At 62.8% G+C, this 20,755-nt stretch carries 19 protein-coding genes; 11 read left to right on the top strand and 8 right to left on the bottom strand.

Annotated elements, in window-relative coordinates; translation table 11 throughout:
• Positions 1–32 precede the first annotated feature (32 nt).
• Positions 33–662 (top strand): hypothetical protein, encoded by a 630-nt coding sequence (locus tag M3O59_RS01685; protein WP_064632849.1) that lies wholly within the window; start codon positions 33–35, stop codon positions 660–662.
• Between the two features lie 38 nt (positions 663–700).
• On the opposite strand, the gene M3O59_RS01680 is transcribed toward M3O59_RS01685, so the two are convergent.
• Entirely contained in the window at positions 701–2,056 is a 1,356-nt protein-coding gene (locus M3O59_RS01680; protein WP_116905827.1) for a DUF6792 domain-containing protein, read from the bottom strand.
• Positions 2,053–2,715 (bottom strand): hypothetical protein, encoded by a 663-nt coding sequence (locus M3O59_RS01675; RefSeq protein ID WP_116905826.1) that lies wholly within the window; start codon positions 2,713–2,715, stop codon positions 2,053–2,055. Before M3O59_RS01675 ends, M3O59_RS01680 begins: the two co-directional genes overlap by 4 nt.
• Before the next feature lie 459 nt (positions 2,716–3,174).
• On the opposite strand from M3O59_RS01675, the gene M3O59_RS01670 reads away from it, so the two are divergent.
• The 5 genes from M3O59_RS01670 to M3O59_RS01650 all read left to right on the top strand — a co-directional run bounded on the left by M3O59_RS01670 (position 3,175) and on the right by M3O59_RS01650 (position 6,446).
• The gene (locus M3O59_RS01670) at positions 3,175–3,525 is read left to right on the top strand and encodes a SymE family type I addiction module toxin (protein WP_249046849.1); all 351 of its coding nucleotides are present in this window, start codon (positions 3,175–3,177) and stop codon (positions 3,523–3,525) included.
• Between the two features lie 107 nt (positions 3,526–3,632).
• Positions 3,633–3,881, top strand: coding sequence for a hypothetical protein (locus tag M3O59_RS01665; RefSeq protein WP_116905091.1), 249 nt, complete (start codon positions 3,633–3,635; stop codon positions 3,879–3,881).
• 619 nt (positions 3,882–4,500) lie between these two features.
• On the top strand, positions 4,501–4,758 hold the full coding sequence (locus tag M3O59_RS01660) for a hypothetical protein (protein WP_116905172.1): 258 nt from the start codon (positions 4,501–4,503) through the stop codon (positions 4,756–4,758).
• A 440-nt stretch (positions 4,759–5,198) separates the two neighbouring features.
• The gene (locus M3O59_RS01655) at positions 5,199–5,990 is read left to right on the top strand and encodes a hypothetical protein (RefSeq protein WP_116905092.1); all 792 of its coding nucleotides are present in this window, start codon (positions 5,199–5,201) and stop codon (positions 5,988–5,990) included.
• Between the two features lie 69 nt (positions 5,991–6,059).
• Positions 6,060–6,446 (top strand): YfeK family protein, encoded by a 387-nt coding sequence (locus tag M3O59_RS01650; protein WP_249045551.1) that lies wholly within the window; start codon positions 6,060–6,062, stop codon positions 6,444–6,446.
• A gap of 209 nt (positions 6,447–6,655) precedes the next feature.
• Here M3O59_RS01650 and M3O59_RS01645 read toward each other — a convergent pair whose 3' ends face one another.
• The 3 genes from M3O59_RS01645 to M3O59_RS01635 form a co-directional block, all read right to left on the bottom strand.
• On the bottom strand, positions 6,656–8,755 hold the full coding sequence (locus M3O59_RS01645) for a methyl-accepting chemotaxis protein (protein WP_249046850.1): 2,100 nt from the start codon (positions 8,753–8,755) through the stop codon (positions 6,656–6,658).
• Positions 8,752–9,249 (bottom strand): hypothetical protein, encoded by a 498-nt coding sequence (locus M3O59_RS01640; protein WP_116905094.1) that lies wholly within the window; start codon positions 9,247–9,249, stop codon positions 8,752–8,754. Before M3O59_RS01640 ends, M3O59_RS01645 begins: the two co-directional genes overlap by 4 nt.
• 529 nt (positions 9,250–9,778) lie before the next feature.
• Positions 9,779–10,210, bottom strand: a complete 432-nt coding sequence (locus tag M3O59_RS01635; RefSeq protein WP_064634004.1) for a winged helix-turn-helix transcriptional regulator — start codon at positions 10,208–10,210, stop codon at positions 9,779–9,781.
• Positions 10,211–10,344: 134 nt separating this feature from the next.
• Between M3O59_RS01635 and M3O59_RS01630 the strand changes: the two genes are divergently transcribed.
• Together M3O59_RS01630 and M3O59_RS01625 are read left to right on the top strand one after the other, a co-directional pair.
• On the top strand, positions 10,345–11,223 hold the full coding sequence (locus M3O59_RS01630; RefSeq protein WP_064634006.1) for an SDR family oxidoreductase: 879 nt from the start codon (positions 10,345–10,347) through the stop codon (positions 11,221–11,223).
• 754 nt (positions 11,224–11,977) lie between these two features.
• On the top strand, positions 11,978–13,429 hold the full coding sequence (locus tag M3O59_RS01625) for an OprO/OprP family phosphate-selective porin (protein ID WP_249046851.1): 1,452 nt from the start codon (positions 11,978–11,980) through the stop codon (positions 13,427–13,429).
• Positions 13,430–13,494: 65 nt separating this feature from the next.
• Here the strand turns inward: M3O59_RS01625 and M3O59_RS01620 are convergent, their stop codons facing one another.
• The 3 genes from M3O59_RS01620 to msuE form a co-directional block, all read right to left on the bottom strand.
• Positions 13,495–14,523 (bottom strand): methionine synthase, encoded by a 1,029-nt coding sequence (locus M3O59_RS01620; protein WP_249046852.1) that lies wholly within the window; start codon positions 14,521–14,523, stop codon positions 13,495–13,497.
• Positions 14,524–14,550: 27 nt separating this feature from the next.
• Complete coding sequence (locus tag M3O59_RS01615) at positions 14,551–15,534, bottom strand: DUF1852 domain-containing protein (RefSeq protein ID WP_064634014.1); 984 nt, start codon at positions 15,532–15,534, stop codon at positions 14,551–14,553.
• A gap of 144 nt (positions 15,535–15,678) precedes the next feature.
• Positions 15,679–16,272 (bottom strand): FMN reductase, encoded by a 594-nt coding sequence (msuE, locus tag M3O59_RS01610; protein ID WP_064634016.1) that lies wholly within the window; start codon positions 16,270–16,272, stop codon positions 15,679–15,681.
• 180 nt (positions 16,273–16,452) lie between these two features.
• Here msuE and M3O59_RS01605 point away from each other — a divergent pair, with 180 nt between their 5' ends.
• From M3O59_RS01605 to M3O59_RS01595, 3 genes are all read left to right on the top strand, one after another.
• On the top strand, positions 16,453–17,379 hold the full coding sequence (locus M3O59_RS01605; RefSeq protein ID WP_249046853.1) for a LysR family transcriptional regulator: 927 nt from the start codon (positions 16,453–16,455) through the stop codon (positions 17,377–17,379).
• Positions 17,380–17,560: 181 nt separating this feature from the next.
• Entirely contained in the window at positions 17,561–18,475 is a 915-nt protein-coding gene (locus M3O59_RS01600) for a methylenetetrahydrofolate reductase (RefSeq protein WP_249046854.1), read from the top strand.
• 288 nt (positions 18,476–18,763) lie between these two features.
• The gene (locus tag M3O59_RS01595; RefSeq protein ID WP_147308442.1) at positions 18,764–20,722 is read left to right on the top strand and encodes a choice-of-anchor X domain-containing protein; all 1,959 of its coding nucleotides are present in this window, start codon (positions 18,764–18,766) and stop codon (positions 20,720–20,722) included.
• Positions 20,723–20,755: the final 33 nt, after the last annotated feature.

Here is a 20,755-nt window from a genome sequence, read left to right as displayed (position 1 = left end):
AATTCAAGCGTTACGCCTCAGAGGAGAGTGCAATGGCAGATGATGGTTTGAAAGGCGCAGAGAAGCGCGATCTCGCTATCCAGACTGGGTTGCAGCTGATTCCGTATGTCGGCGGCTCCCTCTGCACGCTCTATTTCGGAACAAAGCAGGAGAAGCGTTTTAAGCGCATAGAGTCGTTTTATGCTGAGCTGGCAGAAGAGCTGAAACAGGTTAAGGGGGCCATTCCTCCCGTCGAGAAGCAAGACGCTCCTGCCCTTGAGGCGATCATGGAGTCATTGCACGACAAGGTTGAGGCGGAGCCCACCGCTGAAAAGCGCCAGTTCTTTTTGAACTACCTCAAGCACACTCTGCTCCAGCCAGTCTCGGGAAACTTCGATGAGCGCAAGTACTTTCTCACTACCCTAGATGAAATGAGCCTTCTAGAATGCGAACTTCTTGCCTTCATTAATGGCTCTGGTCAGGTACAGGTCGGGAGCATACAAAAGCCAGGCACTGAGCAGTACGCAATGGTTGGCGCCATTGGGCGGCTCAAGGCAAGAGGTTTCCTCACTGCCTCCCAAGGCTCCTTTGCCATTGGCGGCGGGGCGGATAACTCGCTCCAAGAAATCGTGCAGGTCTCGTCGTTTGGCAAGCGCTTCCACAGTTTCTGCCTAGATGCATAACAATTCATTCAAGCCGAAGCCACTTCGCGACTCGACTCTTACATCGATCGTGTAGGTGCTTGCTCAACCGTATCCTGCTGCGACCGCTGCGCATCCAAGGCCTGAGACTGGCGGACGCTTTCCTGCAGTGGAGGCACGGCCTCAGACAGATCTACCTTGGCCCTGAAGCCCGGCGTCTGGCCAAGAATAAAAATGCTTCCTTGGTGTAGGGTCACGCTCTGCAGCTGATCGTCACGAAGGATGCCCGCGCGCTTGGCTTCGACGGTGGCGTGCATTGCAACCTCATCAGAGGTGCCCTCTGGTAGCTTGCTGTGAATCGATCGATACAGAGGGTCGTTTGAGACCATCGCAGGGGCAGGCGCAACGCAGCGCTCCAACGACTCACCAATTGGCATCTTCCAGCCCGGTGGCACATACGCTGGCGCATCCTCGCTTTGCATGCGCTGTTGCACCTCCTGCCACCGGGTCGCAGCCATTTCCGCGCGTCCAGCACCTGGGAGAAGCGGGTCGCGCAAGTGATCGATGCCATCCGCCAGGCTCATCCCTTGAATGACCCTCGCATTGAAGGTCACGCCCATCCTCAACGTCTCAACATCACCGCGATACTTGTCGATCATCGGCGCATGTTGCCGGGCCAGCAGCTGCGTTTGAGGGTCTTCCAACACCGAGCGGTCCGGTTTGCCGTTGGCGTCCAACGGCAGGAAGTTGTGGATCCGATGCGAATCACCCAAGTCCGTTGCGACCATCGGATTGCGTGCATCCAAAAGACTGCTGTCGTTGGCGTAACCAGCCCTATCCAATGCAGTGATCTCATGCGACGCGGCGTATACCTTCACCTGCCCATAGTGCTTACTTGCAGCACTCACGGCATCGCCTGCCATCACGTGATTGATCACGTCGTTGCCACCTTCCGGAATGCGCCGGTCCAGGCTGACCGTACCATAGGCGTTAAAAGTCTCTCCCTTGAGGCCGAAGTGGTGCGCAGTGACCTGGGCGAGGTTGCCGCCCAGAGAATGACCGGTGACGGTGACATCGGGAGCAGGTTGGCCGGTTTTGAGGTGCTTTTGTTCTGCGTACTTCAATGCATGCTGAGTCAATTCGATCGCATCATCGATCTGACGATTGTAACGTGCTGCAACCATGCCGCCGTCAGCATAAGCACCATCTTGCTTCGGTTGACGATCAAACTCGGTACCGCGATGAGCGACGATAATTTCGCCTGTTTCTATTTCTTCGTAGATGATGCCCTGATAGCCGGACGGACGATCCATGTATTCCAGACGCCTGAAAGAGACGCCACCCATATTGACTGGCTTACTGTCGGACCCAGTCTCGCCAGGTCGCGCATACACATCATTTGCGAGAAAGGCATTTTGCTGTTCGGTCAGGCTCATTTGGACACCTTCTCAGATTTTAGCGTTACCTGAAATAAACTTCCGCGATTTGACTCAGCATATTTATCCACACTATATTCGCCAGTGTCGGGATAGTTATCCATCCGGCTTCGCGGATAGCCTCCTTTCCAAAAATAAAATTTAACAGGCACTGAATCGTATATTTGCGCTTTAAAGAGCGCCGGCTGGAAACGCGTCTCCTCTTTTTTACCGGTCGCCTTTAGCGAGATACCAACACCATTGAGTTCAAAATTACACACACCCTTTCCGTAATAATCCGCATCGACCATGCCATCTGCATAGATAGTCGCCACGTATGTCGTCGGATCTATTTTTTTAAAATTGATGGGTATCCCATCTTCTTTTGACTTATTCCAAACACCCGCAATAGGCTCTATCGGCGTGCATTGCTCATGGTTCGTCATTTGATAAAAGGCGGTGCCCGATATCCACTCAAACGGACCCGGCGCATCCTCGATCGTCATGGTGAGCTTGTAAGCTTCCGTCGGATGTTGATTTTTCCGATAGACCGGGTCTCCGTCAGCCGTGGTCTCGCCGTTTTTTTCGTACTTCTCAGACGCAGCATTCATTGGGTTGCACCCCGTCAAAAGGACTAGGAAAAGACATCCGACAATCTTGATTTTGAAATACACGTTCATGCCACCTCGGTGCCCTGCGTGTTTAAAGTTGGGAGCGAACGGCCTGCCGGTGCGGTACGGCCTGAGTCGCAGTGAGTGTAGCGAATGTGCATTGACTAATCCGCTCTTGACCAATGCCCAGCTCTGACTTTGCCGGGTGAAACGCCAACGCGCAGATCTTCTATCGACGCTATCCAGACCGCCAGCATCAACCGGTTGACATGTCACGCAGCGCGTAGCAGTCTCCTCGGCAAGGAGCGTAGAAACTCCCCTAACAGCGGTACCCACCTCCGTCAAACCGGTGGGTTTTTTGTGCCTGCAGATTCTTGTGGGTGCAACCGACGCGATGCCTGCGTCGGGAGGGCGGCTAATACAACACCCTTCTGGGGAAATACGCCCGCCGACTGTTAGCGGTTTCTAACCTCCCGACATCCCGTCGCCATCCGGCGGCGGAGCCTGTTCGTCAAGGAGGGCTTTGCCATGCGTCGACCCACGTCCCGTCCCACATCAGCACGCAAGCGCGGCACGGAGCCGCCGCCCCGCGAGATCGGCTGGCACTCGCTCGACCCCTCGATCAAGCCGCGGCCCTATGTCGAGCGTACCCCCATCCCCCAACCCCGCACCGAGGCCCGCCCCCCTCGCCCCGGCCACCCGCGTGCCCCGCAACACTGCACCGTCGGCTACGGCTACTACCCCGCCAGCAACCTACGCATCCCCACGCTACGCCTGCGTGGCCGCTGGCTGGAACAACTGGGCTTTGCCATCGGCAGCAAACTCAACATCCGCCTGCGCAACGGCGAGCTGGTCGTTAGTGTGGCACCCGCCGACTGAGCTGGCGTGCCGCGCACGCGTAGTACGCACGTGCGCGCTCGCATCGAGCTCAACGCGCATGTCGTACACCGTGCGCGCTCCCGCTCACCGCGCAGAGGAGGACACCGATGGACCACCCCGCCGTCGTCTTGCATCTCACGCTGGACCAACGCGACCAGCTCGACCGCCTGCTACGCAGCCTCATCGCTCATGGCGACGTGATCGCCATGAGCAAACCGGAGTGCCTGGAGGCGCAGACGCTGCCAACGTTGGGACAAGCCATCTTCGATGCGGCCCATGCCGTGCGCGAGATGCTTGAGCAGCGGGTGGAGCAAAGGCCGGGCAGGTCGTATCTGCACGCCGAAGATGGCGGTTAGGTTGGTTTGAACCTACTGATGGCTAAATTGCTGTCGCATGACGGCATCTTGAAATCTCAATGGCTTGCCTCGTTACGCCGCACGTCGTCGAACGTAACGCGTTGTCCCTGCAAAGATGCGGCATAGCCCATGACGATGGGCAGCCGCACTGCGGGGAAGGCCGTCCGATTCACAGGCTTGCAACGATTGACGGCCGTCAACGCCTCGGCGAGGATCGTGTTACACCGCGCTCAGGCGGCCCAATGATAGCCAGGCGGCTTGGAGGTTTCGATGGAGTTGATGCTTCTATTGGGTGCGGTGCTTGCTCTTGGCAATATCGTTGCATCGGTTGCAGTACTTCGCGTTTCGGTACTCTCGCCATCACAACGCGTAATGCAACTTGCCCTCATCTGGCTTGTTCCAGTCATTGGCGCGGTCGTTTGTGCGGCGTTTGCCTCTTCTCAGGCACTTGGCCCCACATCGTCCAGTACAATCGACCCGCTCTATCCATCATCCGATGGTGGCGCATCGGAAGGTCAAAACCTTGGGTTCTCTGGCTGCGATGCCGGGGACTCTGGCTGCGCCGGGAGCAGTGACTAGTGGCCTCGCCTAAACAACAACATTGCAAACCGAGGTAATGATGGAAGAGGAATACCAGCTTGTAATGTCACCACTTTGCCAGTCGGTCACTGAAAAAGGGCAGACGGTTCGCTTCGAGATCTATCGTGGGCCAGATAGCGACTGGACGCTTGAAGCTGTTGACTCGTTCAACAACTCAACCGTCTGGGATGATCTGTTCGCGACAGATCAGGCTGCTCTAGACGAGGGGCTGCGCACAATCCGAGAAGATGGCATTGCGTCTCTCATTGGCCAGCCCAGCGGAAGTCAGCGCCAGTGACACAACTGCCTGACAATTCATTCAAGCGGAACCCGCTTCGCGAGTTTGCTTAATTCGGCGTTACGCCGCTCTACAAATGCGCACCTATCCGAAATCATCAACGACATCCGTTGTAGATCGCGCTCTTCGGCTATTCGGTGTACTACTCGTCTTCTTCGGTCTTTCCTTCACGCTCACTTGGTGGCATCACACCAGAACTCTCTCGCCCTGCGCCACTTCTGGCTCGATCTCAAGAGACCCGGTCGCGTGTCATTCTGGCCCTTGGCTGTTCGGCACGTCCTGGGCCGGGCTCGCCACTTTTTTGTCTACGCTCTTTGGCGTCTGCTTGCTCTTTTCATGGGGATGGTCCTTGACTCGCCGCAAGCGAAGCTAAAGCCTTAAAATGTATCCAATCGCTCAGCGCTCCAATCTGCCACTCACGCATTACCGCCAAGGAAAGCATGCTCTCCATCTTCAAGAAGAAAGCCGCTCCGTTACTGATCGTTCGAGCCGATGGGCAAGAGTTGTGTCGCGTTAGCCAGAGCGATGTCCCGTGCGAGATCAAGCCTTGCGCATGGTTGAAGGCCAATAGCGTCCTGGAATTTGTCGACTCGGCGGGAGAGGTGCATCGGCATGAACTTGGTGCTGCAACTGGGTGGTTCCACTTTTCCGTTCGTGTGCATCCCAACCTTGGGTGCCAGGCAGACTGCGTCATTTCGCAGACCGAGCAGCTCGATCCAGACGCGTTTGCGAATGGCCAAGCATCCGGGATCAGGTTTCAGCCGTTCTTTCTGCCGGGTGCCAGCGTCAGTAGTTCCGCACTTGCAGGCAAGGGGCTCTTTGCCAGGGGCCTGCACTTCAGCGGATTAGTCACCGGTGGCAACGTGCTGCTTTCTTGTGAATGCGACCACTGCAAGCGTTCGTTCCTGATCCGCTCCTATCACGCGGGTTTTAGCAACGCGGGATACTTCTACTCGGGGTCTGGCAACTACACCATCACGGTCGATAGCCATCTGCCGGGTAGCCCTGCAGCGCTGTCCGAGCCCGATGCCGAAGCGCTTGCTGCGCTGGAAGACGCACTGCCATTGGCACCGGATGGGTCTCGCTACGCCTGCCTCAATCCCTTTCGCTGCCCGCACTGTTCCGAGCCTTACATCGATTTTGAGGCGAATCCGGGTTCGCGGGCGGGCGAGTATTACGGGAACTACTTTGAGGGTTCGACGCTGTTGCGCTACGACCCTGAGCCTGTTTAGCGTCAGTTGACCGAGCCTTGAAAGGAAGATCGGCCACTGTCATTTCAACCGGCCTGCGCACTTGCTGAGATGGTGGCCTGTTGCGCTAAGATTCGGCTGATGAACGCTAAATTTTTTCTGATTGCACTCCTGCTGAGCGCCTCTGCATCGGCGCAAGGTGTTTCGCCGGCTACGACGCGTGAGGTTGGTCAGCTTTTCAAAGTCCTTGCGCACTCCAACTGCGAATTTTCGCGCAATGGGTCGTGGTATGCGGCGCCGAAAGCCAGCGAACATTTGCAGCGCAAGTACGAGTACCTGCAGAAGAAGGGGCTGGTGACATCCACCGAGTCATTCATCGAACTTGCCGCCACCAAGAGCAGCATGTCGGGCACGCCGTATCAGGTGCGTTGCGGCAACGCTGCGCCGGTATCGAGCCAGTCCTGGTTCACTGGCAAGCTGCGCGAGCTGCGCAAATAATCGGCAGACGTCAGCACCAGGTCTGCGCTGCCGCATCCGCCTCGCAGCGTCGCTTGATGTAGGCGCTGGCATGGCCGCTGGATCGCTTCTGCGACGCGGCCGACCGAAAGCGATGGTTGCACGAGCGGCAGTGAAAGCTCGGCGTCAGCTCAAGCGATCAGGCAAGATCACCTTGGCACTATCGCGCGCCAAAGATGCGCCAGCGTCGATCAGGCAACGCGCAGCCTCTGTACTGCATCAGCGCTGCCATTACACCCATCCGCCACAAACGCACTCACCGCATCTTCCAGCTGCGCGGCATGGTCGCCCATGGCGCGTGCGGCGGCGCTGGCGTCCTGCATGCGGGTGACGCCCTCGCGCATGTCGGTGTCCACGCCGGCGAGGGTGTGATGCACCTGCGCGATGCTGCCGGCCTCTTGTTGCGAGGCGACGGCGATCTTGCTGAGCGTGCTGCTGACCTGGCCGATGGTGCTGACGATGTGCTGCATGCCTTCACCTGCGTGGCGGACCTGTTGCACGCCGGCTTGCATATGCGTGACCGATTCGCCGATGAGTGTCTTGATCTGGCTGGCGGCGGTGGACGAGCGTAGCGCCAGCGCGCGCACTTCGCTGGCCACAACGGCAAAGCCGCGACCTTCGTGGCCAGCGCGTGCGGCTTCGACGGCGGCGTTCAAGGCGAGGATGTTGGTCTGGAAGGCGAGGCCGTCGATGACCGAGACGATGTCCTGGATACGCCGCGAGGCCTGCTCCATCTGCTGCATGGTGCCCATCGCCTGATGCATGGTGTCGCCGCCAGTGCGTGCGGCCTCCGATGCGGCGGCGGTGAGTTTGTCCGCATCCGCGGCCTGTGCGGTGTGTTGCTGCATGGTGCCGAGCACTGCCTGCATCTGGGTGGCGGTGCGGGCCAGGGTGGCCGACTGGCGCTGCACTTGCCGTTCCAGCGCATCGTTGCGGGTGAGAATATGGCCGGCGGCGTGATTGATGGCGGTGCTCGAGCTGCGGATCTGCGCAATGATGCGGGCGAGGTCGTCGGCGGTGGCATTGGCATCGCGCTTCATCTGTTCGAACACGCCATCGCACTGGCGATCGATGCGTTGCGAGAGATCGCCGCGCGACATCGCGGCCAGCATCTGGCGCATGTCCTGCAGGCTGTCGTCGGTGATGGCGAGAAATTGATTGACGCCATCGGCCAGCTGGCCGAGCGTGCCGCCCTTGGCGTGCCCCTGCAGACGGGCACCAAGCTCGCCACGCGTGGCCTGTGCAATGACGGTGGCCAGCTGTTCTTCCAACGCCAGCTCCTGGGTGCGGTCTTGCCACTCCACCACCACGCCCAGCGAGGCGCCGTCGTGATCGCGGACGGGGGTGATGTTTTCCTGCAGCTGCAACGCAGCCAGCGCGCGCGTTCTGCTGGTGCCGGCGTCATGCCGCAACTGCACGGCATCGGCGAGCGCGGTGTGCAGCGCGTTGCTGTCGACCTGCGTGTTCAGTTGCTGGAACGATTGATTGCGGTAGATGGCGGTGCCCTGCCCGTCGACGATGGCCACGGCCATGGCTGATGCATCCAGCGCCAGACGGATGCGTCGGTTTTCCAGCAGCAGGTGCTGTTGCTGTGCGATGCGTTCTTCCACCTGCACGCTCATGCGCACCAATGCCTGCGCCAGCGATCCGCTGCGGAAGGTCTGCCGCAGGATCGCCGGTGGCAAGGTGGCGCCGGCTGCCAGCGTGTCGGCCAGTTCGGCCAGCGCTTCGGCTTCGTGATCGAGCGCATCGACCTGGCGCCGCAACTGGACCGCCATGACGCAGACAAAGGCGGTTTCCACGATCACATAGCCGGCGTGCACCACCACGATGCCGAAGCCGCTGCCCACGGTGAACGCCTGCACCGGCATGCCGCGCGATTGCAGCCAATAGAACCCCAGGTGATGCACGGCGATGGCGCCGGCGGCGACCACCACTGGCAGCCAGTCGCGGTAATAGAGCAGCAGCGCCAGGATCACGAAAACGCCGAAGTGCATTTCCACCAAGCCATGCGCCTGCTGGATGGTGGCCGCGACCAGGGCCATCAGCACCAGCGCGTTGGTGATACGGGTCAGGCGCGTGCCGGGGTTGGCGTGCACTTGCCAGGCCATCAGCACCAGGCTGGGCAGCGTCACTGCCAGGAACGTGGTCCATTGGCCCTGGTTCCATGCCAATGCCAGCGAGCCGGCGCTCTGCAGCACGGCAAGCCACAGAAACAGACGGTCGGCCTTGATCGCCAGGCGCGTGGCGTAGTTGGAGCTCGGCGGCGCCGATGCGGGCAGTTCCATCATGACAGCGACTCCACGGCACATGGACAAGGGAAGGCCAACGCGCCACTTGGGGTGCGCGCCAGTACGTTGGGAAGCCAGCGCGACCAATCCGCCGCACCGGCCGTGCCACACACGGCGCCGCCATCGGCCGGGCCGGCGTAGCGCGGTTGGCCGTCAGCGCCGAGCAACCACACCGAATAGCCGCTACCGCGTAGTGCGGGGTTGTCGAGCAGGCGCACCTGGCCGCCGCGAGCGCGCACTGCGCTGCTGAGCATGACCCAGGCGCGATCGCTTGCAAGATCCGCGCAGGCGCAGGCCCCTGCGACGCCGATAAGCATCGGCGCCGGCTGGGCCGCTGGCAGGCGGGCCTGGACCTGCGCCCAGGCGCTGGCCAGATCACCTGCATGCGCGCGTGGCGTTGTCCACGCCACCGCGATCCAGCCACACCACAACGCAAGCAGGGCGGCGCCCAGGGTGCGTCGCGATGCAGGAGAGATGCTGCCGAACAAGGGCATGGCGCGGGGTTCACGAGGGAAGGTGAGCCCTTATCGGATGCGGGCTACTGTGCTTGAGGCGGCTTGCGATTGAAATTTGCGATGGCAGCGATAGCTTGAGATACCGGCGTTGCACAGCAAGGGTTTACGAGCCGCAGACGCTATGCGCACGCCGCGATGTGTTTAGCCAGCACGAGTATTTGTGAGTGGGCTTTCACGCCTCGCGCGACGCATGGATTGGCATCGCCGGGTCGATCGCCTGTAGCGACATGCGCGCTTCGAGCTCTCAACGGAGCGTCGATAAACGGCTAGGTGCGCGGCAGCAAAAACGTTGCAAGATGTCGAGAAGGACGCCGCGCGCGATGTCATCAATCGCCAGGCCGTCTTACCAACACGCAGCCGTGCCGGTTATTGCGCTGACAATCGACGATAGGTGATCGACCGACCGGCCCAGCGCATGTGTGCATTTGAGGCGTGCAGCAGTGCGCATGCCAGGCGCCGCTGGATCACATCAGTGCATCGACGCATAGTGCCGCGCACGCTGCTGCGCCTACGCCATCGCTTCTTCGGGATCCAATGCCACGAGCGTCTGTTGCGCGCGATCGAAGCGCTCGCGGGCGGCGCGGATGGCGGCGTGGTTGTCGCCTGCCCAGTTGAGCAGTTGCGAGACCGGGCCGAGCAAGGCGACGCCGAGCTTGGACAGTGCGTATTCCACGCTGGGCGGCTTGGTGGCGTAGACCTTGCGGGAGATCATGCCGTTGCGCTCGAGGTTGCGCAGGGTCTGGGTCAGCATCCGCTTGGAGATGTCCGGTACGGCACGCTGGATAGCGCTGAAGCGCGACGGACCGGGGATCAGCGTCAGCAGGATCAGCAGGGTCCACTTGTCGCCGATCTGGTCGAGCACATCGCGCACGGGGCACTTGGTGGCATCGAAGGGACCTTCCAGGGAGGGCGGTGGCGGGAACAAGGCAATCGCATTCACGGGATATCTCTCAGTAACCAGGGGGAAGAAAACTGCCTCCTTGCGGAGGTCCGGGCGGCGCTGACACTATGCTGGCGGACAAAACGGTCTAAATAATAGACCAAATCTCTTATGCAACCCTGTAGGAGCGCGCCATGGCATCTGCATCCCCCCTGATTCTTGTCACCGGCGCCAGCGGGCAGCTGGGTGCGCTGGTTGTCGAAGCGCTGCTTGAGCGCGTGCCCGCACACCGCATCGTAGCAACGGCCCGCGATACCGCGTCACTTGCCGAGTTCGCAAAACGCGACATCGCGGTGCGTCGGGCCGGCTATGCAGACCCGCAGAGCCTGGATGCGGCCTTTGCCGGCGTCGGCCGGGTGTTGCTTGTGTCGTCCAACGCGGTCGGCCAGCGCGTGCCGCAGCATCGCAACGTGATCGAGGCGGCCAAGCGCGCCGGGGTGGAATTGCTGGCCTATACCAGCGTGTTGCATGCCGAAACCAGCACGCTGTCGCTGGCCGATGAGCACGTGGCCACCGAAGCCCTGCTGCGCGAGAGCGGCGTGCCGCATGTGCTGCTGCGCAACGGCTGGTACACCGAGAACTACACCGGCTCGATTGCGGCCGAAGTGGAGCACGGCGCGGTGATCGGCAGCTCCGGCGAGGGCAAGATCAGCGCCGCCACGCGTGCCGACTATGCGGCGGCAGCGGCAGCGGTGCTGGCCTCGGAGGCGCCGCAGGCCGGGCAGGTTTACGAGCTGGCGGGCGATACCGCCTTCAGCATGGCCGAGTACGCCGCCGAAGTGGCGCAGCAGTCGGGCAAGCCGGTGGCCTACCACGACCTGCCGGAAGCCGATTACGCGGCGGCGCTGGTGCAGATCGGCGTGCCGGCCGGCTTCGCCCAGGTGCTGGCGCAGTGCTCTGCGTCCTCACGTGGCGGCAGCCTGTTCGACGACAGCCACACCCTGAGCCGCCTGATCGGCCGCCCCACCACCCCGCTGCGCGACGCAGTGGCGGCGGCGCTCGCCGCGCGCTGAGTCGCGCTGGCGGCCACTGCGTTGCCGACGGTCTCGGCACGCGGTGGTTCGCTCCGTGCCGATGGTGGTCGCCATGATCGTTCGCGATCACGGCGAGCTGAGTGGTCTTCACGGCTTGCCCTGGTTCGGTGGGCAGCCAGTGCACTCCCGTGCGCGTCTTGCCCGGCGACATCTTGCTGTGATCGTGCCGAAGCGGCACTGCTTACCTGAAGGTTCCCGGCAATGCACAGCCCGGACAACGGGCGTGCTGCAATTGTGGCATTGCGCGGAGCGGCAGCACCGTACCGATGACGCGCTTCTCTGCTGGCCCTGCTCGCCGCTGCGCGATGACGGCGCAGGCACCCTCCCTCGTCCCCACCAGCTGCCCCGGCGCGTTCTGTGCGCGGCATCGCGCAGCCATCGGCCGCACAGCCGCCTAAGACGTCGTCTGGCCGCGCGTGGTCGCCAGTATGCCGTTCTGGCGGACTCGTACACGCCCCTGCCCGGCCCACCTCCGGTAACGCCGCGCGCAGTTGGGCTCGTCTCACGCCGGTCGCAGAACTGCCATCGCTCCGACACGACAGTGACACAAGGGCCTCCGTGGGCAGGCCTGCCGTGTCACCAAACTGACATCAAATCTAAATATAACTGCTGCCCTTGCCGCTACGTCAGGATGACCGGCGCCCTGGCAGGCGCTTCCATGCCGCGCAGCGCCTTTCGGGCAGCGCCGGCACGACGCAGCCGCCGACCCGTTTCCCTTGCACGAGCCGGACCAATGAAAAAACGCAATCTCGCCACCGTCCTGTGCGCCCTAAGCGCGACCGCCAGCGGCAGCACGCTGGCCGCCGAGCTGGAGCTGTACGTCGACCGCAAGACCAAGCAGATCTTCGCCGAGCCGGCACCGGGCCGCGACAAGTTGGGTAAATTCGTGCAGGTGGACGAAAACGGCAAGCTGCCGGCCTCGGCGATGCCCGCCGCGCCGGCACAGCCGCTGCCGCCCGCGCCGGGCGCCACCACGCCGGCCGATACCGCCGTGGCCCAGGCCGCGCCGGCCCCGGTCCCGGCGCCCGCACCGGCCAAGGCCAGCGATGCCGGCAAGAAGTGGTACGACAAACTCAGCCTGCGCGGCTACACCCAGATCCGCTACAACCAGGGCATCGGCGGCGATGCGCAGGACCTGCGTGCGCCCGGCGACCGCTTCATCGGCAAAGACCAGAGCCTGGGCATCCGGCGTGCGCGTCTGGTGCTGAGCGGCGATCTCAACGATCACGTGTCGCTGTACTTCCAGCCGGATTTCGCCAGCACGCCGACCGGTTCGACCACCTCCAACTTCGCCCAGCTGCGCGATGCGTATGCCGACATCTACTTCGACAAGAAGCGCGAATACCGCGTGCGCGTGGGCCAATCGAAGATGCCGTACGGCTGGGAAAACCTGCAGTCCAGCCAGAACCGCCTCACGTTGGATCGTGCCGACGCGCTCAACTCCGGCCTGCGCGACGAACGCGATATCGGTGCGGTGTTCTATTACAGCCCCACCGTGGCCAAGGGCCGCTTCCAGGACCTGGTCAAATCCGGTCTGAAGGGGTCGGGCGATTACGGCGTGCTGGGCGTGGGCGTGTACAACGGCCAGGGCGCCAACCGCGCCGAGCGTAACGACGGCATGCACGCGGTGGTGCACGCCACCTACCCGTTCAAGTTCGCCAACGGGCAGTACCTGGAAGTGGGCGCCGATGCGTACAGCGGGCGTTTCGTGCCGACGGCTGCAGCGGTGAATATCGGCGGCCGCAGCTTCACCCCGACCATCACCGACCCCAACGGCTACACCGACCAGCGCGTGGCCGCGCACATCATTTATTACCCGCAGCCGTTCGGTCTGCAGGCCGAGTGGACGGTGGGACGCGGCCCGGAACTGGATGTGGAGCAGCGCCGCATCCGCACCCGCTCGCTGAGCGGCGGTTATGTGCAGGCGATGTTCAAGCACGACTTCAACTACGGCACCTTGCTGCCCTACCTGAAATGGCAGACCTACCGCGGCGGCTCCAAGTTCGACACCAATGCGCCGCGCATGCGTCTGGACGAAGTGGAAGCCGGTGTCGAATGGCAGCCGATGGATGCGCTGGAACTGGTGTTCGCCTATTCGAAGATGAAGCGCACCGACGTCACCACCGCGCCGTACCCGGTGGTGGAAGGCGATCTGCTGCGGCTGCAGTTGCAGATCAATTACTGATCGCTGCAACGTGATGGAAAACGAAAAAGCCCCCGCTTGCGGGGGCTTCCTGGTGGCTCCAGTCTCTAGGCCGACAACTCTGCACGCACGATCTGCGCGCCTGCGCTAAGCGCACTGAGTTTGCCGCGCGCGACATCCCGGGCGAGCGGCGCCATGCCGCAGTTGGTAGACGGGTAGAGCTTGTCGGCATCGACGAACCGCAGCGCCTTGCGCAAGGTCTCGGCCACTTCCTGCGGCGTTTCGATCGTGGTGCTTGCCACGTCGATGGCGCCGACCATCACCTTCTTGCCGCGCACCAGTTCGATCAGATCGATCGGCACGTGCGAGTTGTGGCACTCCAGCGAAATGATGTCGAGCGAGGAGGCCTGCAGCTTGGGAAACGACTCTTCGTACTGGCGCCACTCCGACCCCAGGGTCTGCTTCCAGTCGGTATTGGCCTTGATGCCGTAGCCGTAACAGATGTGCACGGCAGTCTCGCAGGTGAGCCCTTCGACCGCACGCTCCAGGGTGGCGACACCCCAGTCGTTGACCTCGTCGAAGAACACATTGAAGGCCGGCTCGTCGAACTGGATGATGTCCACCCCGGCCGCTTGCAGTTCCCTGGCTTCCTGGTTGAGGATCTTGGCAAATTCCCATGCCAGTTTTTCGCGGCTCTTGTAGTGCGCATCAAAGAGCGTGTCGATCATGGTCATGGGGCCGGGCAGCGCCCACTTGATGGGCTGGCGGGTTTGCTGGCGCAGGAATCTGGCATCGTCCACGAACACGGAGTTGGGCCGGCTCACCGCGCCAACGACGGTCGGCACGCTCGCATCGTAGCGGTCGCGAATCCTGACCGTCTCGCGCTTCTGGAAATCGACACCACTGAGGTGTTCGATGAAGGTGGTGACGAAATGCTGACGGGTCTGTTCGCCGTCGCTCACGATATCGATGCCGGCGTGCTGCTGTTCCTGCAGCGACAGGCGCAAGGCGTCCTGCTTGCCTTCGGTCAGTGCGGCGTCCTGCAGCTTCCAGGGCGACCAGAGTGTTTCCGGCTGCGCAAGCCAGGACGGCTTGGGCAGGCTACCGGCGGTTGAGGTGGGGAGCAGCTTCGTCATGATGTTGATGTCTTGTAGGCGTGGTGATCAGGAGGCGTGGCGGGAGGCCCATTGCGCGAGCAGGTTGCCGTAGGGCCGGATGAAGTGCTCCTGGGTGAACCTGCCCTGCGTGACGGCGAGGCGGCTGCGCTCTTCGCGGTCGTAGACGATCTGGGTGGACGAATAATCCTGATGCTTCAGGCTCGGCTGATAGGTCGCCCCCGCCGCGGAATTGGCGTTGTAGATTTCCGGCCGGTAGATCTTCTGGAAGGTTTCCATGGTGCTGATGGTGCCGATCAGCTCCAGGTTGCTGTAGTCGCTCAGCAGGTCGCCGACAAAATAGAACGCCAAGGGTGCGACGCTGTCGGGCGGCATGAAATAGCGCACTTTCAGGCCCATCTTTTCGAAATACCGGTCCGTCAACGAACCCTCGTCCTGGCTGTATTCGATGCCCAGGATGGGGTGCCGGTTTCCGGTGCGATGGTAGGTCCTGCTGCTGGAGACGCTGATGCAGATGACCGGTGGTTTATCGAAGCGCGCCTTGTACGCCTGAGAGTTCACGAAATGCTTGAACAGCGTGCCGTGCAGGCTGCCGAAATCCTCCGGGATGTGGAAGCCGGAACTGTCCTGATTGTGCGCAGGCAGCAGCACGCTGAAATCGTAATCGCGCACGTAGGACGAAAAATTGTTCCCCGCAATGCCGTCGATATGCGCGCCGGTGTGTTGATCGACGATGGTGGGCTTCAAGATTTCGATCAAGGGAAACGCATCGCCCGCTGCGTTGCTGTCGATGTGCATCTCGGCAGAAATGATTTCCAGCGCGACACCATAGCGGCCACGCGTGGGGTTATCCCAATGCGCCAGGTCGTTGAAGCGGTTGTTGATCATCGCCAGCGTGTTGCGCAGATTCTCCTGACGACGCTGCCCCCGGGCCAGGTTGGCGAAGTTGGTGGTGTTGCGCGTATTGGCCGCGGGTTGGTAGTGCTCGTCGAACCAGAGGCTCTTGATGGTGAAGGTAAATTCCTGAGTCATTGCAACTGACGCCTTGATTCGTTGGGTGAGACGCACGCTTTGCGGCGCAGCGGTGGGTGTGGGATGGAGGCGCCCGGCCTGTGGATCAGCGGGCAGGCGCCAATGGCTCCTGCCGCAGATGACCCGCCGTGGAGCGAATGCCGCTCAGGCGGCGGCCACCGTAGTTGCGGCGCCGGTGCTTGCGGGCCGCGTCAGTGCGATCAGTGGCAGTGCGCGCTGCACCGCCAGCCTGGCGCGCTCGGCCAGCGCCTCGTTGTGCACGCGGTAATCCAGAAAGTCGCGGTCGGTGGCGTAGACGCCCAGCGGCAACGTGCGTGCCTGGAAGAAACTGAAAAGCGGCCGCAGTTGGTGGTCGATCACCAGCGCATGGCGTTCGCTGCCGCCGGTGGCCGCCAGCAGCACCGGGGTGTCGACCAGGGCATCCTGCTGGATGAAATCGAAGAAATGCTTGAACAGCCCGGTGAACGAGCCGCGATACACCGGCGTTGCCACCACCAGCACATCGGCCTGCTCCACGGCGGCAAGTTCCTGCTCTACCGTGTCATGCAACTGCGCGCGCCAGAGCGCGCCGGCAAAATGCGGCGCCAAGGCCCCGAGTTCGACCAGATGTTGCTCGCATGGCACCGCTTCGCCGATCAGGGCCATCAGGTGCTGCGCCAGGGCAGCGGCCTTGGAGGGGCGTTGCAGTCCACCGGAAACGGCAACGACGCGGAGCGGATGTGGCGGGTGTGCAGTCATGCGGGGTGACCTGAGCAGTGGGGAGGCGCGCGGCGCCGCCTACGGTGGGCCCGCTTGTGCCGACATATGGCTGCGGGCGTGTTCCGAGGCGGGCGAACGACGACGACCCCGATGCTAGGGTTCGCCTTCAATGAAGTAAAATGGTGTTATTTCAACAATCCATGAATTCGGATCATCTGAATGCTTGAGCGCATCCATCTCACCATCGTCCAGCAGGTCGAGCAGCAGGGCTCGCTGACCGCCGCGGCGGGCGTGTTGAACCTGACCCAGTCGGCGTTGAGCCACAGTATGAAAAAGCTGGAACAGCAGCTGGGCACCGATGTGTGGCTGCGCGAGGGGCGCAGCCTGCGCCTGACCCAGGCTGGCCAGTACCTGCTGGCGGTGGCGAACCGGGTGCTACCGCAACTGGATCTGGCCGAAGAGCGCCTGGGCCAGTTTGCGCAGGGCGAACGCGGTGCGCTGCGCATCGGCATGGAGTGCCATCCCTGCTACCAGTGGCTGCTCAAGCTGGTGGCGCCGTATCTGGCTACCTGGCCGGATGTGGATGTGGATGTGAAGCAGAAATTCCAGTTCGGCGGCATCGGCGCGCTGTTCGGCTACGAGATCGATCTGCTGGTCACGCCCGACCCGCTGTTCAAGCCCGGGCTGCGGTTCGAGCCGGTGTTCGACTACGAGCAGGTACTGGTCGTGGCCAAGGACCATGCGCTGGCGTCGGCGGCCTACGTCAAACCGCAGCAGCTGACCCGCGAGGTGCTCATCAGCTACCCGGTGGACCTGGAGCGGCTGGACATCTACAGCCAGTTCCTGCTGCCGGCCGGTGTCACGCCGCGGCGCCACAAGGCCATCGAAACCACCGACATCATGATGCAGATGGTGGCCAGCGGCCGCGGCGTGGCCGCCATGCCGCGCTGGCTGGTGGAGGAATACGCGGCCAGGATGGAGGTGGTGCCGGTGCGGCTGGGTGCGCGCGGCATCCCCAAGCAGATCTATCTGGGCGCACGCGAGGCCGATATCGCCGTCGATTACTTGCGCGCCTTTATCGAACTGGCGCGCCAGCCTGCCAAGGCCATTGCCGCCTCCACCGCCAACACTGCAGGCGCCAACTGATGGGCAGCACTTTCAGGCGAATGCCACGTGCACTGCCTGCGGGCCATGACAGGCTGTTGCGGCGTTGCTGCGGCACGCCGTGCTCTGGGGACGTTCTGGAAGCCATGCCGGCTTTCAGCGTTGTTCGATCACAGCTGACATGCTCAAGCCATCCCATCACCCCTATAGAGCGGCATAACCCTTGAGTCATCCGGGAACGCCCAGCCTTGCCGGCACGCTCACCGATGCCTATTCGTTGGAGGTCAGCGCAAACGACATGCCCGCGTTGACCGCAGCAGCGCCTGGAATCCTGCGTGGCACAACCATGTTCATCCCCTACCTGCCCGGGCAGGACGACAGCGCGCGTCTGGCCGCCGCACAGCGGGTGCGCACACTCGGCTTTTCGCCGATGCCGCACCTTTCCGCACGCCGCATCGCCTCGCTCGACGCGCTGCAAGGGTTCGTCCGGCGCGCGGCCGATGACGCCGGCGTTGCGCACTGCCTGGTCATCGCGGGCGATGCGTCTTCGCCGCGCGGGCCTTTTCCGGATAGCCTCTCGCTGATTTCGACAGGTGTGTTCGAGCGCGCGGGCATCCAGACCATCGCCGTTGCGGGACACCCGGAAGAACATCCGAACATGCATGCAAGCGAGCGCTGGGATGCGCTGGAACGCAAGTGCCGCAGCATCGCAGCGCGCGGCATGGCGCCGCTGATCGTCACGCAATTCGCATTCGATGCCGACATCGTACTGACGTGGTTGCAGGCGCTGCGCACGCGTGGCCTTGCATATCCGGTGCGTGTGGGCGTGCCGGGCCCTGCTGGCGTTGCGGTGCTGGCACGCTATGCAGCCCGCTGTGGTGTTGGCGCAAGCGCATCGATGCTGTCCAAGTACGGCATCTCGCTCGGCAAGCTGTTCGGCACCGCGCGGCCGGACCGTTTTGTGGATCGCCTCGCCACTGGCCTCACGCCAGCGCATGGAGATGTGCGCCTGCACGTGTTCCCCTTTGGGGGTATCGCACAGTCTGTCGCCTGGGTTGAGCAGTATCGCGCGCGCACTGCATCAGCACACCTCATCGGGCCCGGCAGCGCGACGATCACACCCGATTTCGAACGGTAGGCTGGCAGCAAGAACTCCTGCGCATGTCGGCATCGCGAGAGCAGCGCTAGGCTGCTCTCGCGCTGGCGCGTGAGTGCGCGGAGCCGACCTGTCCACGACCTCGATCACAGTCCGTACTATTTAGTTCTGGCGGTTTGTTTGCTGCGCGTGAGGTGCTGCAGCGCACAGCAGACCTGTCATAAGAGCGCGGTATAACCATCGGCGAATCGCGGCGACGGGGCGCTGCATCCGACGTCGTTGCCATGCGCAGCGGCATCGCTTCTGCAACGCTCACGGAGAGATATCGCCATGCCGAAGCCTTCGCTCTTGTCGTTTCTGTGCTCCTTCTCGCTGCTCTCCACGCCGCTTGCCGCGGCCCAGTTGCAGCCCAAACAACTGGCTGGCCCACCGGAAGAGTTCGCGCAGATGCGCGCGCCCGATCCGGCCGGGTCGGCGATCCTTTCCAAGAGCGCCTTGCTGCCGGTGGAACTGGCGCCGGCCGGTCAATCTGCGCGTTGGCAAGGCAGCTTGCCGGTGGAAAACGGCCACCTGCGTTTCATGGTGTTGGCCGGCGACCAGGCCTGGGATGCTTCGGTAACTGCACCGCGCATTGCCGGCGCACGTGCCGCCGCCGTGGAACCGCAACTGCAGGCACAGCGCACCGTGCTGGGCATCGCCGAGAGCGGCGCCAGCGGCATGCGCTACGCGGTGGAATCTGCACAGAACGGCGCCTGGTCGCTGACCCTGCAATCGGCATCGCCGGTGGCCCAACGCGGCTATGTGCTGATGGAAGGCGATGCGCGCACGCAGCTGGCCTCTTACACGCGCAATCGTCGGCAGCAGGTTGGGCAATCGCTGACGCTCAACGCACTGCTCAGCGGCAACGATGCACGCGGCGCAACCTTGCTTGCCGCACAGGCCGGGAAGATCGCGACCGCCAGCCTGCGTGTGATCGATCCGCAAGGTGGAAGCCGCACGCTGCCGATGGCCGATGACGGGCAACACGACGATGGTGCTGCCGGCGATGGTGTCTACGGGGGCACATTCCAACCAAGCGCCGAAGGCACCTGGATTGCGCAGGTGATCGTGCGCGGCCATGACCAGGCCGGGCAGCCGTTCGTGCGCACCAGCGAGCATGTGTTACCGGTGCTGGATACCTCGTTACGTCTGCTCGGCAATGCACTGAGCGCACGCACTGCAGAAGGCACGCGGCTCAGCATTGCGTTGCCCATCGCCGCACGTGGCAAGGCGCCGTCGCATTACCGCGTCTTCGGCCAGGTATGGGGCACCGATGCCAAGGGCAAGGACGTGCCGGTGGCGTGGATCGGCGGCATGCTGACGCCGCAGCAAGGCCAGCTGCCGCTGAGCCTGGACGAACGCTGGATTGCGCGCGCCGGTGCGCGTGCGCCGTTTAGCTTGCGCAGCTTGCGTATCGAAGACCCGGACCATTACATCCCGCTGGTGCAGGCCGGCACGCTGCCGTTGCAACTGCCCGCGTTGCGACGCGCCAGCATCGCGCGCGCTACCGGTGCCATCGACGAAAGCATGCGCATGGGCCCGCGCCCGACCGCGCTGGCCAGTGCCACTGCCATGGCGCAACCGCAGGCCGCAGGTTCGCAACTGGTGCTGGTGCATGGCTATTGCTCCAACGGGGTGTGGCCGCAGGCGCGGTTCACCCATGCGTCGACGTTTCTGGATGCCAAACAGAACCGCAGCAACGACCAGTTCGCGCAGCGCATTGCGCAGTTCGCCAGCCAGTGGTCCTCGTTCGCCACGGTGGCGCACAGCCAGGGCGGCATGGCCGCGCTGCACCTGTATACCTACTACTGGAGCGGGCTGGATAACGCCAGCGGCGGGCGGGTGATGCAGTCGGTGGGCACGCCGTATCAGGGCACCAATCTATCCGGCGTATTGGCCGCGGTGGGATCGTGGTTCGGCGTGGGCTGCGGCACCAACGCTGACATGACCTACGACGGTGCCAAGGCCTGGCTGGCCGGCATTCCCGCCGATGCGCGCGCCAAGGTCAACTACTACACGACCTCGTTCGCCAAGACCAACTGGTACACCAACGACTACTGCAATGCGGCCTCGGACCTGGTCTTGAACGACCCGGAAGACGGCACCGTGGAGCAGGTCAACGCGCAGCTGCCGGGCGGCGTGAACCGCGGCCACACTACCGGGCAATGCCACACCACCGGCATGCGCGACCCGGCGCAGTATCTGGATGCCAACCGCAATGCGGTGATGAATGCGAATGCGGCGAGATGATGCCGATGTAAGGGCGTCTGGGGGTCGGTGCAT

The sequence above is a fragment of the Xanthomonas nasturtii genome, assembly GCF_023337365.3.
GTDB classification, from domain to species: Bacteria; Pseudomonadota; Gammaproteobacteria; order Xanthomonadales; family Xanthomonadaceae; genus Xanthomonas; species Xanthomonas nasturtii.
This window is presented reverse-complemented; position numbering and strand designations above follow the sequence as displayed.

Coding starts and splice junctions, on each gene's coding strand:
- M3O59_RS01685 (WP_064632849.1), top strand. CDS start 33: ATGGCAGATGATGGTTTGAAAGGCGCAGAGAAGCGCGATCTCGCTATC.
- M3O59_RS01680 (WP_116905827.1), bottom strand. CDS start 2,056: ATGAGCCTGACCGAACAGCAAAATGCCTTTCTCGCAAATGATGTGTAT.
- M3O59_RS01675 (WP_116905826.1), bottom strand. CDS start 2,715: ATGAACGTGTATTTCAAAATCAAGATTGTCGGATGTCTTTTCCTAGTC.
- M3O59_RS01670 (WP_249046849.1), top strand. CDS start 3,175: ATGCGTCGACCCACGTCCCGTCCCACATCAGCACGCAAGCGCGGCACG.
- M3O59_RS01665 (WP_116905091.1), top strand. CDS start 3,633: ATGGACCACCCCGCCGTCGTCTTGCATCTCACGCTGGACCAACGCGAC.
- M3O59_RS01660 (WP_116905172.1), top strand. CDS start 4,501: ATGGAAGAGGAATACCAGCTTGTAATGTCACCACTTTGCCAGTCGGTC.
- M3O59_RS01655 (WP_116905092.1), top strand. CDS start 5,199: ATGCTCTCCATCTTCAAGAAGAAAGCCGCTCCGTTACTGATCGTTCGA.
- M3O59_RS01650 (WP_249045551.1), top strand. CDS start 6,060: ATGGTGGCCTGTTGCGCTAAGATTCGGCTGATGAACGCTAAATTTTTT.
- M3O59_RS01645 (WP_249046850.1), bottom strand. CDS start 8,755: ATGATGGAACTGCCCGCATCGGCGCCGCCGAGCTCCAACTACGCCACG.
- M3O59_RS01640 (WP_116905094.1), bottom strand. CDS start 9,249: ATGCCCTTGTTCGGCAGCATCTCTCCTGCATCGCGACGCACCCTGGGC.
- M3O59_RS01630 (WP_064634006.1), top strand. CDS start 10,345: ATGGCATCTGCATCCCCCCTGATTCTTGTCACCGGCGCCAGCGGGCAG.
- M3O59_RS01625 (WP_249046851.1), top strand. CDS start 11,978: ATGAAAAAACGCAATCTCGCCACCGTCCTGTGCGCCCTAAGCGCGACC.
- M3O59_RS01620 (WP_249046852.1), bottom strand. CDS start 14,523: ATGACGAAGCTGCTCCCCACCTCAACCGCCGGTAGCCTGCCCAAGCCG.
- M3O59_RS01615 (WP_064634014.1), bottom strand. CDS start 15,534: ATGACTCAGGAATTTACCTTCACCATCAAGAGCCTCTGGTTCGACGAG.
- msuE (WP_064634016.1), bottom strand. CDS start 16,272: ATGACTGCACACCCGCCACATCCGCTCCGCGTCGTTGCCGTTTCCGGT.
- M3O59_RS01605 (WP_249046853.1), top strand. CDS start 16,453: ATGCTTGAGCGCATCCATCTCACCATCGTCCAGCAGGTCGAGCAGCAG.
- M3O59_RS01595 (WP_147308442.1), top strand. CDS start 18,764: ATGCCGAAGCCTTCGCTCTTGTCGTTTCTGTGCTCCTTCTCGCTGCTC.